Consider the following 13,862-nt stretch of genomic DNA (forward strand, 5'->3'; position numbering starts at 1 on the left):
CACAGGAAGGGCCCGGAAACCCCGTCGCGACGGGCTAAAACGGCTGCAAACCGGGGCCGCGACGGCGGCCTCAGCGACCGCCGGCGCGCGTCCGCAGCGCGACCACGGGAAGACCGTTGTAGGCGCTGCCCAGCCGCTCGAGGATCTGCGGCTCCATGAGCTGCAGCTCGTGGGCCCAGGTGGCGTCCGCGCACGCGACGTGGAGGACGCCGTCGCGCAGCGCGACCGGCTGGCCGGCCGCCGCGACCGCCGGTCCCAGCGCCGCCGCCCAGGCCCGCTGGACCCGCGCGAGGTCGTCGTCCGGCGCCAGCCCGTCGAGCATGGAGCCCAGGCCGTCGGCGACCGGCCGCGGGGTGGACCGGCGCCGACGGCTCACGCGACCTCCGCGATCGTCGACACGCGCAGCGCACGGGCGTGGCCCGGCTCGACCTCCACGCGCCCGACGCCGGGATCGTCGGCGTGCGGGACGTGCGCGGCCTCGGTGACCGTGACGAGCGCCTGGCCGCCGGCGCGCAGGACGGCGACGAGCCGCTCCCGCCGCGTGGCGTCGAGCTCGCTCATGACGTCGTCGAGCAGCAGCACGGGCCGGCGCCCGGTCTCGGCCTGGAGCGCGTCGGCCTCGCCCAGCAGGAGGGCCAGGAGGCAGAGGCGCTGCTCCCCCTGGGAGCCGAACCGCGCGATCGCGCGTCCGTCGCGGCGCAGGGCCAGCTCGTCCCGATGGGGGCCGGCGTGGGTGAACCCGCGCTCGAGGTCCCCCACCCGGCGCTCGGCGAGCGCCGCGCGGAAGGCCTCGGCGTCGCCCGCCACGCGCGGCCGGTACTCGACCGACAGCTCGCCCGCGAGACCGAGCTCCTCCGCCCGCGCCGCGACCGGATCCGCGAGGAGCGCCACGGCCTCGGCGCGCGCCCCGGTCAGCGCCACCGCCGCGTCGGCGAGCGCCCGGTCCCACGGCTCGAGGTCGGTCGCCGCGGCGGCGGGGCTGACCTCGCGGGCACGCAGCTGCCCGAGGAGCGCGTTGCGCTGGCGCAGCGCGTCGACGTAGCGCCGGCGGACCGCCGCCGCCGCCGGGCGCAGCGCGAGCACCACCTGGTCGAGATGGGCGCGGCGCAGGCCCGGGGTGCCCTTCACGAGCGCGAGGCGGTCGGGGAGGAACACGCTGAGCAGCGGCCGCGACGGATGGTCGAGCAGGCCGTCCACCGGGGCCCCGTCGACCCGCAGTCGCCGGCGGTCGCCCGGCACGAGCCCGACGGTGAAGGTCGCCCGGCCGAAGCCCGGCCGCTCGACCTCGACGGCGACGTGGGCGGCGTCCCGACCACGGCGCACGAGCTCGCGGTCGCCCGCCGCGCGGAACGAGCGTCCCGTGCAGGCGACGTACGCCGCCTCGAGGAGGTTCGTCTTGCCCGCCCCGTTGGGCCCGGAGACGACCGTCAGCCCCGGACCGAGCTCGAGGTCGGCCTCCTCGTAGGTCCGCAGGTCGCGCAGGCGCAGCGCGGCCAGCCGCGGCGAGCGGTCCTGCGGCGCGTCGCCTCCCTCCACCGCGGACCGCGTCGAGCGCGCCTACGCGTTGAGGCGGATCGGCATGATCAGGTACAGGAACCCCTGCTGCTCGTCGGTCGTCTGCAGCAGCCCCGGCCGGATCGGGCTCGTGAGGCGCAGGAGGACCTCGTCCTCGTCGATCGCGTCGAGGCCGTCGCGGAGGTACTCCGGGTTGAAGCCGATCTCGAACGGCTCGCCCTGGAAGGGGACGGGCAGGGGCTCGCGGGCCTCGCCGACGTCCTGGGTCTGGGCGGAGACGACGAGCTCGCCGTCGCTGAAGGCCAGTCGCAGGGCGGCGGCCTTCTGGGCCAGCAGCGACACGCGCGAGACGACCTCGCGCAGCTCGGCCGTCGAGACGCGCAGCTCGTGCTCGAACGTCTCGGGGATGAGCGAGCGGTACTGCGGGAACGTGCCGTCGACGAGCCGCGAGCTCAGGACGTGCTCGCCGATGGTGAAGAGGACCTGGTTCTCGCCGCGGGAGACGACGAGGTGCTCCGCGCCGCTGGCCGGCACGAGCCGCTCGAGCTCCTGCATCACGCGAGCGGGCACGTTCGCCTCGAAGCCGCCCTCGAGCGGGGTCTCGAGCGCCGTGCGCTTCTCCGACAGCCGGTAGGAGTCCGTGGCGACCATCGTGAGCGTGTCGCCCTCGGCGCGCACGAGCACGCAGGCCAGCAGCGGCCGCGTGTCGTCCTTCGCCGCCGAGCGCACGACCTTCGCCGTCGTGGCGATGAACGCGTCGGCGGGCACGTGGACCGCGTCGGCACCGGCCGGCTCGGGCAGGGGCGGGAAGTCCTCCCCGCGGAGCGTCCGCAGGTGGAACACCGCCGAGCCGGCGGTGACCTCGACGTCCTGCTCCTCCGTGCGCAGCTCGAGCGTCAGGCGCGGCCCGGGAGCCTGGCGCGTGATGTCCAGCAGCAGCCGCGCGGGCAGGACGATCGTGCCCGGTCGCTCGACCTCGCCCTCGAGCCTGATCCGCAGGCCGACCTGCAGGTCGGTGGCGCGCAGCTCGATGCCGTCGGCGTCGGCGGCGATCTGCACGCCCGAGAGCGTCGGGTTGGCCAGTCGCCCGGACGCGACGCGGCTGAGCGACTGCAGGTGACCGAGCAGGTCCTGTGCGGCGGTGTGCAGTTTCACCTTGAAGTCCTCAGGGGGAGAGAGTGATCAGCAGTAGGAGGAAGGCCTGTGCGTCCTGTGCGGGAGCACCGGCGATCGCCCGTGGCAGCTGGGATCGGCTCGTCCACAGCGACCTGTGCAGTCTGTCACCCGAGGCGGTCGTCCTGTCGATCGCCGGCCGGGTCGTCCTCGCCCCGCTGCACGGCCGCGATGCGGTCGTGCACACGTGCGAGGTCGACCTGTGCGGCGGGATCGCGGTCGATCCGCTCGTTCACGCCGCGCACGGCGTTCAGCACGGTCGTGTGGTTGCGACCGCCGAAGGCCTGCCCGAGCGCGGGGTACGACGCGCCGGTCTCCTCGCGGGCGACGTACATCGCGAGCTTGCGCGCCCAGGCCGTGCGCTTGTCGTTGCGCCGGCCGGTCAGGTCGTCGACGGCGAGGCCGAAGACGGCCGCGGTGGCCGCGAGGACCTCGCCGGTCGTCGCCGGCTCGTCGACCCGCCGCGTGCCGGGCTGGCGGTCGCGGCCCGGGTAGAGCGAGCCGAGGACCTCCTGCGCCAGCGCGCGCGTGACCGGGCGGTCGGTGAGCGAGGCGAAGGCGACGACGCGGATGAGCGCCGCCTCGACGGCCCGCACGCTCGTGGAGACGTGGCGCGCGATCTCCTCCAGCGCGCCGGGGTCGGTGAGCTCGAGCTGCTGGCCGGTGATCCGCTTGCGCAGGACCATGAGCCGGGTCGCGATGTCCGGCGGCTCGACCTCGGCCACGAGACCCGAGGCGAAGCGGTCGCGGAGCCGCTGCTCGAGCTGCTCCATGTCGTTCGGCACGCGATCGGCGGTGAGGACGACCTGGGCGCCGGCCTCGTGCAGCGCGTTGAAGGTGTGGAAGAACTCCTCCTCGGTGGCCTGCTTGGCCATGAGGAACTGCACGTCGTCGACGAGCAGGAGGTCGATCGACCGGTACCGCTGCTTGAAGCCGTCGATCCCGCGCGTCCGCAGCGCGTCGGTGAACTCGGAGGTGAACGTCTCCGCGGTGGCGTAGCGGACCCGGATGCCCGGGTGATGGGCGCGGGCGTAGTGCCCGATCGCGTGCAGCAGGTGGGTCTTGCCGACGCCCGGGGGGCCGCAGAGGAAGAGCGGGTTGTACGCGATGCCCGGGTTCTCGGCGACCGTCAGCGCGGCCGCGTGGGCGAAGCGGTTCGCCGGTCCCAGCACGAACTCCTCGAACCGGAACCGCGGGGTCAGCGGGCGCTCGGGAACGCGGCGCCGCTCGCCCTCCTCGTCGCGGCCGCCCGCCGCCCCGCCGCGCCGGCCCCCGCGTCGCCCGCCCGGCGACGACGCGGCGCCGGGCGCGAGCCGGATCTCCCAGCCGGGTCCGAGGGCGCGCTGCGCGCAGTCCTGCAGCAGCGGGACGAGCCGCGAGGACACCCAGGACCGGGCGTGGTCGGGCGCGTGCACCTCGAGGACGCCCTGCTCCAGCCCGACCGGCCGGAGGACCGAGAGCCACGTGGTCCAGGCGGGATCGGCGATCCGCCGCTGGGCCTCGACGACGATGGCGTTCCAGGCGCGGTCGAGGTCGGAGGCGGTCACGGGCAGCAGGCGGCGGCACCACGCGGACGTGGTGCGAGTCGGGCGGATGGGAGGACCCTGGGGTCCCGAGGGGCCGCGGCCGGGGCCGGCGGCGAGGGCGCGAATATACCAGCGCCCCCGGCCCTCGCCGGGGCCGTTCGACGACGCGTGGTGGTCGTTTCCCGGAAAGAGCGGGAAGGACCGCCTCGGGTCCGTCCACCCGGTGCGCTAGCGACGACCCGCACGGCGCCGGGAGGGCGTCTCCGGCTACACTGCCTCGCCGTGCCCGAGGCGGGTCGCAGCCTGCTGCGCCCGGCCACCGAGTCGATCCGAGCTGAACCATGAAGCGCACCTACCAGCCGAAGAAGCGCAAGCGCGCCCGCACCCACGGCTTCCGCGAGCGGATGTCGTCGAAGGCCGGTCGCCAGGTCCTCAAGCGCCGCCGCGCGAAGGGCCGTCGCCGCCTGACGGTCTGATCGCCGTGACCGAGCCCCGACCGACCGCCCGGCGGTCGAAGCGGGGCCGGTTGACGCGCAGCGCCGACTTCGAGCGCGTCTTTCGTCGCGGGCGCTCGTTCGGCAACCGGCACCTCGTCCTGCACCTCTTCCCGCGCGACGCGTCCGAGGACGCACGCGAGCCCCGCGTGGGGCTCAGCGTCTCCCGTCGGGTCGGCGGCGCCGTGCAGCGCAACCTCGTCAAGCGCCTCCTGCGGGAGGCGTTCGCCGTCCATCGCGATCGGCTGCCGACGTCGCTCGACGTCGTGGTGGTCGCGCGTCCGGACGCCCTCGAGCTCGCCGAGCGCGAGGGCCTCTCGGGGATCGACGCCGCGCTCGGCGAGCTCGTCGACAAGGCCGCCGCCGCCGAGGCCGAGCGCGAGCGATGATCGTGCTGCGCCTCCTGCGCGAGATCGTCGTCGCGCCGATCCGCCTGTACCAGCGGGTGATCAGCCCGGCGCTGCCGCAGAGCTGCCGCTACGAGCCCAGCTGCAGCCACTACGCCGTCGAGTCCGTTCGCACCTACGGGGTGCTGCGCGGGCTCGTCCTGGCGACCTGGCGCATCCTCAGGTGCAACCCGTGGAGCGACGGTGGCTACGATCCCGTCGCGGCGCAGCGCCTGTTCCGCCCCCGTCCTCCTGCCTCCTCGTCCTGAGCGACCCGCATGCCCGTTGCCGTCCTCGCCCCGATCCAATGGCTGATCGACATCTTCCTCCCCGTCATGGAGTTCTTCCATGACTCCCTGGGGATCGGATGGGGCCTCTCGATCATCCTGCTGACGATCCTGCTGCGGCTGCTCGTGCTGCCGCTCGGCGTCAAGTCCTTCAAGTCGATGCGCGGCCTGCAGGCGATCGCGCCGCAGATGAAGGCGCTCCAGGCGAAGTACAAGGACGACCGCCAGCGTCTCCAGCAGGAGACGATGAAGCTCTACGCCGAGCACAAGGTGAACCCGTTCGGGTCCTGTCTGCCGATCATCGCGCAGATCCCGTTCCTGATCGCGTTCTTCTACATGCTCCGCACGGATCTGAAGTTCGAGATCTGCGGTCAGGGGCGCGACCTGAACCTGCCCCACGACGTGGGCTGCCACCAGGTGCCCAACCCCTCCACGGGCTTCACCTACGACGCGGCCTCCTACGCCGCCGACATCAAGGGCAAGGTCCTCGGCGGGTTCGGCGAGGGCTTCCTCGGCATCACCGACATCACGGCGGTGGCCACGGGCGGCCTGCTCGTCCTGCTCCTCGTCCTCTACGTCGGGTCGCAGATGGCCTCGTCGCTGGTGAACATGCCGCCGACGGCCGACAAGAACCAGAAGCGGCTGATGCTCGCGCTGCCGCTGGTCTTCGTCATCTTCCTCATCCCGATCAAGCCGCCCTCGGGCCTCTTCATCTACTGGATCACGACGAACGTCTTCACGCTCGTCCAGCAGTGGGGCCTCATCCGGGTCTACGGCCACGCGAAGCCCGCCGCCGTCCCGGACGAGCCCGAGGTCGCGGGCGGGGCCGCGGCCGTGCGGACGTCGGCGCCGCCGCCGCCGCCCCGCAAGAAGAAGAAGCGGTCCGGACGGAGGCGCTGACGTGGCACGCGACGACGAGGCCATCGGCGAGCGGATCGCCGTCGAGGTCGGGGCGGTGGTCGGGCGCGTGGCGCTCGGCCTCGGTGCCGGCGACGACGTCGACGTCACGCGCGAGGGCAACCGGATCACGGCCACGCTCCGCGGCGACGGCGTCGCCCCGTTCATCGGCCGCCACGGTCAGGTGATCGACGCCGTCCAGCACCTCGCCACCCGCGTCGCGGCGAAGCACGCTCCCGGCGGGGACTGGGTCGTCACGGTCGACGCCGGTGACTACCGGTCGCGGCGGGCGTCGATCCTCGAGCGGATCGCGATGGAGGCGGCCGATCGGGCGGTCGGCCGGGGCGAGGCCGTCGCGCTGGACCCGATGACCGCCAGCGAGCGCCGTCACGTCCACGAGCGGCTGCGCGACCGCGGGGACGTCACGACCCACAGCGAGGGCGACGAGCCCGAGCGGCACCTGGTCGTCACGCCGAAGCGCCCGTGAGCGACCGGGTCGCGGCCCGGTTGGCGGCGCTGGGGACCGAGCACGGCCTCGACGAGCCGGCGGTCGTCGCGCTGGGGGTGCTGCTCGACGTCCTGGCCGCGGACGAGCACGCCGCGACGACGGTCCGCGATCCCACCGAGGCGGTGGATCGTCACGTCGCCGATGGCCTGAGCGGCCTCACGGCGCCCGAGATCCGGGAGGCCCGGACCCTCGTCGACGTCGGCACGGGCATCGGGGTGCCGGCGCTCGTGCTCGCGGCCGCGCGGCCCGAGCTGCAGGTCGTGGCGATGGACACCGTCCGTCGCAAGGTCGAGTGGGTCGCCGCGACCGCCGAGCGGATGGGGCTGCAGAACGTCCGCACGGTGCACGGCCGGGCCGAGGCGTGGTCGGCCGGGCGGCACCGCTTCGACGTGGTCACGGCCCGGGCCGTCGCCCCGCTCGGCGTCCTGCTGGAGTACGCCGCCCCGCTGCTGCGACCCGGTGGGGCGCTCGTGGCCTGGAAGGGGCAGCTCGACGACGACGAGTCCCGCACCGGTCGGGGGGCGGCGAAGCAGCTCGGCATGGGGGAGCCGCGCAGCCAGCGGGTGACGCCGTGGCCGGAGGCTCGCGAGCGGCGCCTCGTCGTCTCGGTGAAGGAACGGCCGACGCCGAAGGGCTTCCCCCGGAAGCCCGGGGAAGCGCGCCGGCGCCCCCTGTAGGACCTCGCGGGGACCCCCGGTCGGCGGCGTCGTTTCACGTGAAACGGGCCGCGCTCGCGACGGTTTCACGTGAAACGCCGCGAGGGTGCGTCCCGGTGACGCGCGCGGTACCGTCCCAGGCCCCGACGGGCGCCGCTGCGGCGGTCCCACGGACCGCGACCCCCGGGTCGCATGCGCCGGCCGGGCCCCACGGGCTCCCGGCGTCCTCACCGCTCCCGACACGGACAGCTCCTTGGGCACCATCTACGCGATCGCGAACCAGAAGGGCGGCGTCGGCAAGACGACGACGGCGGTGAACGTCGCCGCCTGCGTGGCGGAGGCCGGGTACCCGACGCTCCTGGTCGACATCGACGCCCAGGCGAACGCGACGGTGGCGCTCGGCGTCGACAAGACGACCGAGCCGAGCGTCTACGACGTGCTCCGCGGCGACGTCGAGGCCGCGGCAGCCGTGGTGGGCACGGACATCGAGGGCCTCTCGCTGCTGCCCGCCAACCCCGACCTCGCCGCGGCGACGGTCGAGCTCGCACGCGAGGACGGGAGCGAGACCCGGCTGCGGGACGCCCTCGAGCCCCTGCGCGACCGCTTTCGCTTCCTCCTCCTCGACTGCCCGCCGTCGCTCGGTCCCCTCACGATCAACGCCCTGGCCGCTGCGGACCGCGTGATCGTCCCGGTGCAGACGGAGTACTTCGCCCTCGAGGGGCTCGCGGGCCTGCTCGACACGCTGAAGCTCATCCAGCGGCGGCTGAACCCGCGGCTGGCGATCGCCGGGATGCTCCTGACGATGCACGACTCGCGCACGCGCCTCTCCAACGACGTCGAGCGCGAGGTGCGCCAGCACTTCCCCGACCTCGTGTTCGACACCGTGATCCCGCGGAACGTCCGGATCAGCGAGGCGCCGAGCTACGGCGTGCCGGTGATCCATCACGACCCGCACTCGAGCGGGTCGAGCGCCTACTTCGACCTCGCCAAGGAGATGGTCGCCCGTGGCTGAGAAGCCGAAGCCGAAGGCCAAGCAGCGCGGCATGGGCCGCGGCCTCGCATCGATCCTCGCCACCGAGGGGGAGTCCTTCGACGGCTCCGCCGCGGAGCTGCGGACGCTGCCCCTGGACCTCGTCGTCCCGAACCCCAACCAGCCGCGCCGGGTGTTCGAGGAGGAGGCGCTGCAGGCGCTGGCCGACTCGATCGCCGACCGCGGCCTGCTGCAGCCGGTGCTCGTGCGCCCGCTCCCCGGGGGCCGCTACGAGATCGTCGCGGGCGAGCGGCGCTGGCGGGCGAGCCGCATCGCGGGGCTGAGCGAGATCCCCGCGATCGTGCAGGAGCAGGACGACGCGACGTCGTTGCAGGCCGCGCTCGTGGAGAACATGGCGCGGGCGGACCTCAACCCGGTCGAGGAGGCGCGCGCCGTCGCGGCGCTCGTCGAGGATCTCGGGCTGACCCGGGAGGCGGTCGGCCGGATGGTCGGTCGCAGTCGCGTGGCGATCTCGAACCTCCTGCGGATCCTGGACCTGCCGGACGAGGCGCTGGACCTCATCGGCGACGGCCGTCTGACCGAGGGCCACGGACGAGCGCTGCTGCTCGCGGACGGCCACGCGACCCGCCGCGACCTCGCCCGCCGCGCTGCGGAGGAGGGCTGGTCGGTGCGCGTGCTGGAGGAGCGGGCTCGCGCGGCCACGGATGGCGAGCGATCGCGGCCGGCCGCCCGTCGGGTCCCGGCCGACCAGGCGGCGGCCGCCACGTCGCTCAGCGACCGGTTCGGCCTCGCGCTGGGCCGCGACGTCGCGGTGCGACCGAAGGGCGACGGGTTCGTCGTGGAGATCCGGCTCGAGGATCTCGCGGACGCCGAGGCGCTCGGCGCGCGGATCGGCGCGTCGTCGTTCGATCGCTCCTGACGCCGCGCCCGTTTCACGTGAAACGCCCCGCCGGGACCGCGCGGCCGGTCCGGATCGGGGCCGCGCGGGCGGGGCCGCGTGTCGCTCCTCGGTGCGCTACCCTTCCGGTCCCTTCGGGCGATTAGCTCAGTCGGTTAGAGCGCTTCTCTGATAAGGAAGAGGTCGGTGGTTCGAGTCCACCATCGCCCATGCGAGGCCCCGCACCGCGGGGCCGTCGTCGTTCCTGGGCACCCGCGGCGCGGGCGCCCGGACCGCGGCTAGCCTGGGCGCATGCGCGCCGTCGTCTGCCGGGACGCCCGTCTCGAGGTCGTGGACCTGCCCGAGCCGGTGCCCGGTCCCGGCCAGCTGCTCGTCGAGGTGCGCCGGTGCGGGATCTGCGGCTCGGACCTGCACGCCCGGCACCACTGCGACGAGCTCGCGGGCGTCATGGACGAGCTGGGCTACGACGGGATGATGCGCCGGTCCCAGGCGGTCGTCCTCGGTCACGAGTTCTGCGGGGAGGTCGTCGACCGCGGACCGCGCACGAAGGGCGGCCCGGCGGACGGGGACCTCGTCGTCGCCCTGCCGCTGCTGCGGGGAGCGGACGGGGCGGTGCATCCGACCGGCCTGTCCGCGGCGGCGGCGGGCGGCTACGCCGAGCGCCTGCTCGTCCAGGCCGCGTGCGCGATCACCGTCCCGAACGGCCTGCCACCCGAGGTCGCGACCCTGACGGAGCCGCTCGCGGTCGCGTGGCACGCGGTGCGCCGCGGGGAGGTCGGCAAGCGGCAGGTCGCGATCGTCATCGGCTGCGGCCCGGTCGGCCTCGCCGTGATCCTGCTGCTCAAGGCGCAGGGCGTCCGGCGCGTCGTCGCGGCCGACCTCTCGCCCGGCCGGCGGGCGCTGGCGCAGCGCTGCGGCGCCGACGTCGTCGTCGATCCCGCCACGGCGTCCCCGTACGCGGCGTTCCCGGACGCCGGGCACCTGACGACGGCTCCCGACGTCCTGGAGCTCGCCGTCGGGACGCAGGAGAAGCTCGTCGACGCGCCGATCCCGACCTGGGGGACGTGGCGGGCGATCGACCGGCTCGGGATCCGTCCGAAGGCGCCGGTCGTCTTCGAGTGCGTCGGCGTCCCGGGGATGATCGACGCCGTGGTCGCCGGGGCGCCGATCTGGTCGCGGGTCGTCGTGGTGGGGGTCTGCATGGGGGAGGACCGCCTGCGACCGACGATGGCGATCAACAAGGAGGTCGAGCTGCGCTTCGTCCTCGGGTACACGCCGCTCGAGTTCCGCGACGCGCTGCACCTCCTCGCGGAAGGGCGCGTCGATCCCTCCCCGCTCGTGACGGGCACCGTCGGCCTGGACGGCGTGGGGACGGCGTTCGAGGCGCTCGGCGACCCCGAGACGCACGCGAAGGTCCTCGTGGACCCGCGCAGCGCCGCGACCGCGCCCTGACGCCGGACGGCCGCCCACCGAGGCCGGCCGATCGCGTCGTGGCGGCGGTCGATCGTCCTGGTGCGCGCGCGATGGGCCGCCCGGGACCCGGCCGACCCGATGGGCTCCGGGCGCGAGCCGCCGCCGAGAGCGCTCCACGGCGCGCGCGGCGCCCCGCCGGCGCACCGTGGAGGTGCGCGTCGCTGGATCCGAGCGCGCGCGACGCGCGGAGCGCACCCCGCCTCCGCGGTCCGGTGGCGCTCGCGCGGTCCGGCGGTCCGGGTCGCGCGGCGCGCCGGCCCCTCGCCGTCGTGCCCTCGTGCGTCATCGCCGGGGCGGTTGGGAGCGGGCGTCGACAGGAAGGCCCCGTCACAGGGGATTCCTGGACACGGGCCTATACTCCAGGGCGGATCGAACGACGCCCGACGGGCCCGACCGATCCGCCTCTCGCATGCAGGAGATGACGATCTACGGCGTGAGCTTCGACATGGTCGGCAAGCAGCCGATCGTGCTGCTGAAGTGCGTCCAGTCCAACCGCTTCCTCCCGATCTGGATCGGGCACCCGGAGGCGGCCGCGATCCTCATGCGCCTGCAGGGCGCCTCGACGCCGCGACCGATGACGCACGACCTCATGGTCGACGTGCTCGGCGAGTTCGACGTGAAGTGCGTCCAGGTCGCGGTGACCGAGCTGCGGGACAACACCTTCTACGCGACGATCACGCTCGAGCAGAACGGCCGCGAGGTCGAGATCGACTCGCGGCCCTCCGACGCGCTGGCCTTCGCCGTCCGCTGCGGGGCCCCGATCTTCGCCGCGGACGACGTCGTCGAGGAGTCGGCGATCGAGTTCGAGCGCTCCGGCGACGAGTCCGACGACGTCGTCGATCGCTTCCGCAGCTTCCTCGACGACGTCTCGCCGGACGACTTCCGGCAGCAGGGCTGACCCGCCCGCACCCGCGTCGCCTCCGCGAGCGGCAGCTGGCGAGCGCCACGCCGTTTCACGTGAAACGGCGCGGTCGCAGCGGCGCTCGGGATCGTCGGACGCGCGGCGACGGGCCCGCCGGCGCGGCCGCGCTCAGGCGGTGTCGCGCCGGCGCCCCGCCGACGGGCGCAGCGGCACGACCGAGCCGCCCTCGCCGGTCCCGGCCGCCGGCGGGGTGGCCGGCCGCCGGCTGCTCCGGCGTCGACCGCCTCCGGAGAGGGAGTCGTAGAGCTCGATCTGCTCGGCGACGACCGAGCCGATCCGGCTGACGCCCTCGCGGATGTCCTCCTCGCCGACGCCCGAGAAGTTGATCCGCATGGAGTGCCCGCCCCGGCCGTCGAGGTACGCCCCGCGGCCCGGGACGAACGCGACGTTGCGACTCAGCGCCCGCACGAGCAGGTCGGTCGTGTCGAGGAACGCGGGGAGCGTGACCCAGACGAAGAGGCCGCCACCGGGCCGCGTCCACGTCGCGCCGTCCGGCATGTGGCGCTCGAGCGCGTCGAGCATGACGTCCCGCCGCTGCCGGTAGACGTCGGCCTGGCGCTGGACGTGGGTCCGCCAGTCCTCGTCGCGGAAGTAGTAGGCGACGAAGTACTGGCTCAGCGACGCGGAGTTCAGGTCGCTGCCGGCCTTGCCGATGACCATCTTCTGCCGGACCGGTCCGGGCGCCACCGCCCAGCCGACGCGGATGCCGGGGGAGAGGATCTTCGAGAGCGTGCCGGCGTAGACGACGAAGCGGCCGCCGTCGAGCTCGTAGAGCGTCGGCAGCTGCTCGCCGCCGTCGTAGCGCAGCAGGCCGTACGGGTTGTCCTCGAGCACGAGGATCTGGCGCTCGTTCGCGATCTCGACGAGCCGGCGGCGCCGCTCGAGCGACATCGTGACGCCCGAGGGGTTCTGGAAGGTCGGGATCGCGTAGATGAACTTCGGCGTGCGGCCCTCGCGGTCCAGGCGGTCCAGCGTCTCCTCCAGGACGTCGATCCGCATCCCGTCGTCGTCGACCTCGACCTGCACGAGGTCGGCCTCGTAGGCGCTGAACGTCGGCACGGCGCCCGGGTACGTCGGCGCCTCCGCGACGACGACGTCGCCGGGGTCCACGAGCGTCTTGCACATGAGGTCGATGACCTGCTGGCCACCGGTGGTGACGAGGATCTCGCCGGGGTCGACGCTCATGCCCTCCGCGGCCATGACCTCCGCCAGGCACGGGCGGATGTCGGCGATCCCCTCCGTGGGGGCGTACTGCAGCGCCCGGGCGCTGTCCGCCGCGGCCATCTGCGAGAGGACCTTCGCGAGCTGCTCGGGGGGGAAGAGCGTCGTGTCGGCCAGGCCGCCGGCGAGCGAGATGACCTCCGGTCGCTCGGTGAGCGCCATGAGGTCGCGCATGGCCGAGCTCTTCATGACGCGCGTGCGTCCGGCGAAGAGCGCGGTGTAGCGCTCGAGGTCGCCCTGCTGGCGCGGCGCCGAGGAACCGGCAGCCGCGTCGGCAGCCGGGGCCGAGGCGGTCGGGTCCGGGTCCTCTACAGTCATGCGGCGAACGGTATCGCCACATGACCTACCTCCTCGATCTCCTCCAGGGCCTCGGCGTCGCGGCAGCGGCGGGCGCGAGCCCGTTCCTGCCCCTCGCGGTCGCCTCCGCCGCCGGCCTGCTGCAGCTCGGCGCCGACTACGACGGGACCGACCTGTCGGTGGTCGGGTCGCCGGTCGTGCTCGTGCTCGCGATCCTCCTCGCGGTCGCGGCGCTCGTCCTGCGCCGCCGGCTCGAGCGCCCGCAGGCCGAGCAGGCGCTGCTCGTCCTCGGCGTCGTCGTGGGCGCCGTGGTGACCGGCGCGACGATCGCCGACAACAGCGGGACCTGGTGGCCCGGCCTGCTGGCGGGCGCGGTCGCCGCGCTCGTCTCGGGCCTCGGAGCGCGCTCGCTCGTGCGCCGGACCCGCCAGCGGCTGGACCGCGACGCCCACGGGACCCTCGCGGGCGGCGTCGCGCTCGGCGCCGCCGTCGTCGCCCTGCTGTCGATCGCGCTGCCGCCGCTGGGGCTGATCGCGCTCGCGGGCGGGATCTGGCTGCTCGTCGGCGGCCGCCGGCAGGACACCCGCAAGCACGCCGGGCTGCGCATCCTGCGCTGAC

The 13,862-nt window shown here is 74.5% G+C and carries 16 protein-coding genes and 1 tRNA gene; 12 read left to right on the top strand and 5 right to left on the bottom strand.

Annotated features, from left to right (window positions below; translation table 11 throughout):
* Positions 1-70: 70 nt before the first annotated feature.
* From SK069_RS12715 to dnaA, 4 genes are all read right to left on the bottom strand, one after another.
* Entirely contained in the window at positions 71-376 is a 306-nt protein-coding gene (locus tag SK069_RS12715) for a DUF721 domain-containing protein (RefSeq protein WP_319954617.1), read from the bottom strand.
* The gene (gene recF, locus SK069_RS12720) at positions 373-1,536 is read right to left on the bottom strand and encodes a DNA replication/repair protein RecF (RefSeq protein ID WP_319954618.1); all 1,164 of its coding nucleotides are present in this window, start codon (positions 1,534-1,536) and stop codon (positions 373-375) included. Before recF ends, SK069_RS12715 begins: the two co-directional genes overlap by 4 nt.
* Before the next feature lie 21 nt (positions 1,537-1,557).
* A complete protein-coding gene (gene dnaN, locus SK069_RS12725; RefSeq protein ID WP_319954619.1) occupies positions 1,558-2,670 on the bottom strand; it encodes a DNA polymerase III subunit beta in 1,113 nt (370 codons plus the stop codon).
* Positions 2,671-2,795: 125 nt separating this feature from the next.
* Positions 2,796-4,235, bottom strand: coding sequence for a chromosomal replication initiator protein DnaA (gene dnaA, locus SK069_RS12730; RefSeq protein ID WP_319954620.1), 1,440 nt, complete (start codon positions 4,233-4,235; stop codon positions 2,796-2,798).
* Positions 4,236-4,555: 320 nt separating this feature from the next.
* Here dnaA and rpmH point away from each other — a divergent pair, with 320 nt between their 5' ends.
* The 11 genes from rpmH to SK069_RS12785 all read left to right on the top strand — a co-directional run bounded on the left by rpmH (position 4,556) and on the right by SK069_RS12785 (position 11,702).
* Entirely contained in the window at positions 4,556-4,690 is a 135-nt protein-coding gene (gene rpmH / locus SK069_RS12735; RefSeq protein ID WP_319954621.1) for a 50S ribosomal protein L34, read from the top strand.
* Positions 4,691-4,695: 5 nt separating this feature from the next.
* Positions 4,696-5,097 carry a ribonuclease P protein component gene (rnpA, locus tag SK069_RS12740; protein WP_319954622.1) on the top strand — a complete coding sequence of 134 codons (402 nt, stop codon included), beginning with the start codon at positions 4,696-4,698 and terminating at the stop codon, positions 5,095-5,097.
* A complete protein-coding gene (gene yidD, locus SK069_RS12745; protein ID WP_319954623.1) occupies positions 5,094-5,363 on the top strand; it encodes a membrane protein insertion efficiency factor YidD in 270 nt (89 codons plus the stop codon). Before rnpA ends, yidD begins: the two co-directional genes overlap by 4 nt.
* Before the next feature lie 9 nt (positions 5,364-5,372).
* A complete protein-coding gene (locus SK069_RS12750) occupies positions 5,373-6,281 on the top strand; it encodes a YidC/Oxa1 family membrane protein insertase (RefSeq protein WP_319954624.1) in 909 nt (302 codons plus the stop codon).
* A 1-nt stretch (position 6,282) separates the two neighbouring features.
* A complete protein-coding gene (locus SK069_RS12755) occupies positions 6,283-6,765 on the top strand; it encodes a Jag family protein (protein WP_319954625.1) in 483 nt (160 codons plus the stop codon).
* A complete protein-coding gene (gene rsmG, locus SK069_RS12760) occupies positions 6,762-7,463 on the top strand; it encodes a 16S rRNA (guanine(527)-N(7))-methyltransferase RsmG (protein WP_319954626.1) in 702 nt (233 codons plus the stop codon). The genes SK069_RS12755 and rsmG overlap by 4 nt, the downstream gene beginning before the upstream one ends.
* 232 nt (positions 7,464-7,695) lie before the next feature.
* The gene (locus SK069_RS12765; RefSeq protein ID WP_319954627.1) at positions 7,696-8,454 is read left to right on the top strand and encodes a ParA family protein; all 759 of its coding nucleotides are present in this window, start codon (positions 7,696-7,698) and stop codon (positions 8,452-8,454) included.
* Positions 8,447-9,352 carry a ParB/RepB/Spo0J family partition protein gene (locus tag SK069_RS12770; RefSeq protein ID WP_319954628.1) on the top strand — a complete coding sequence of 302 codons (906 nt, stop codon included), beginning with the start codon at positions 8,447-8,449 and terminating at the stop codon, positions 9,350-9,352. Before SK069_RS12765 ends, SK069_RS12770 begins: the two co-directional genes overlap by 8 nt.
* Positions 9,353-9,467: 115 nt before the next feature.
* Positions 9,468-9,541: transfer RNA gene (locus tag SK069_RS12775), tRNA-Ile, on the top strand.
* Between the two features lie 81 nt (positions 9,542-9,622).
* A complete protein-coding gene (locus SK069_RS12780) occupies positions 9,623-10,783 on the top strand; it encodes a zinc-binding dehydrogenase (RefSeq protein WP_319954629.1) in 1,161 nt (386 codons plus the stop codon).
* Between the two features lie 439 nt (positions 10,784-11,222).
* On the top strand, positions 11,223-11,702 hold the full coding sequence (locus SK069_RS12785) for a bifunctional nuclease family protein (protein ID WP_319954630.1): 480 nt from the start codon (positions 11,223-11,225) through the stop codon (positions 11,700-11,702).
* 132 nt (positions 11,703-11,834) lie between these two features.
* On the opposite strand, the gene SK069_RS12790 is transcribed toward SK069_RS12785, so the two are convergent.
* Entirely contained in the window at positions 11,835-13,265 is a 1,431-nt protein-coding gene (locus tag SK069_RS12790; RefSeq protein WP_319954631.1) for an aminotransferase-like domain-containing protein, read from the bottom strand.
* A 20-nt stretch (positions 13,266-13,285) separates the two neighbouring features.
* Here SK069_RS12790 and SK069_RS12795 point away from each other — a divergent pair, with 20 nt between their 5' ends.
* Entirely contained in the window at positions 13,286-13,861 is a 576-nt protein-coding gene (locus SK069_RS12795; RefSeq protein ID WP_319954632.1) for a DUF4126 family protein, read from the top strand.
* The last annotated feature ends 1 nt before the right edge of the window (position 13,862 follow it).

The organism is Patulibacter brassicae (assembly GCF_033949425.1).
In the GTDB taxonomy this organism is placed as follows: Bacteria; Actinomycetota; Thermoleophilia; order Solirubrobacterales; family Solirubrobacteraceae; genus Patulibacter; species Patulibacter brassicae.

Coding starts and splice junctions, on each gene's coding strand:
- rpmH (WP_319954621.1), top strand. CDS start 4,556: ATGAAGCGCACCTACCAGCCGAAGAAGCGCAAGCGCGCCCGCACCCAC.
- yidD (WP_319954623.1), top strand. CDS start 5,094: ATGATCGTGCTGCGCCTCCTGCGCGAGATCGTCGTCGCGCCGATCCGC.
- SK069_RS12750 (WP_319954624.1), top strand. CDS start 5,373: ATGCCCGTTGCCGTCCTCGCCCCGATCCAATGGCTGATCGACATCTTC.
- SK069_RS12780 (WP_319954629.1), top strand. CDS start 9,623: ATGCGCGCCGTCGTCTGCCGGGACGCCCGTCTCGAGGTCGTGGACCTG.
- SK069_RS12785 (WP_319954630.1), top strand. CDS start 11,223: ATGACGATCTACGGCGTGAGCTTCGACATGGTCGGCAAGCAGCCGATC.
- SK069_RS12790 (WP_319954631.1), bottom strand. CDS start 13,265: ATGACTGTAGAGGACCCGGACCCGACCGCCTCGGCCCCGGCTGCCGAC.
- SK069_RS12795 (WP_319954632.1), top strand. CDS start 13,286: ATGACCTACCTCCTCGATCTCCTCCAGGGCCTCGGCGTCGCGGCAGCG.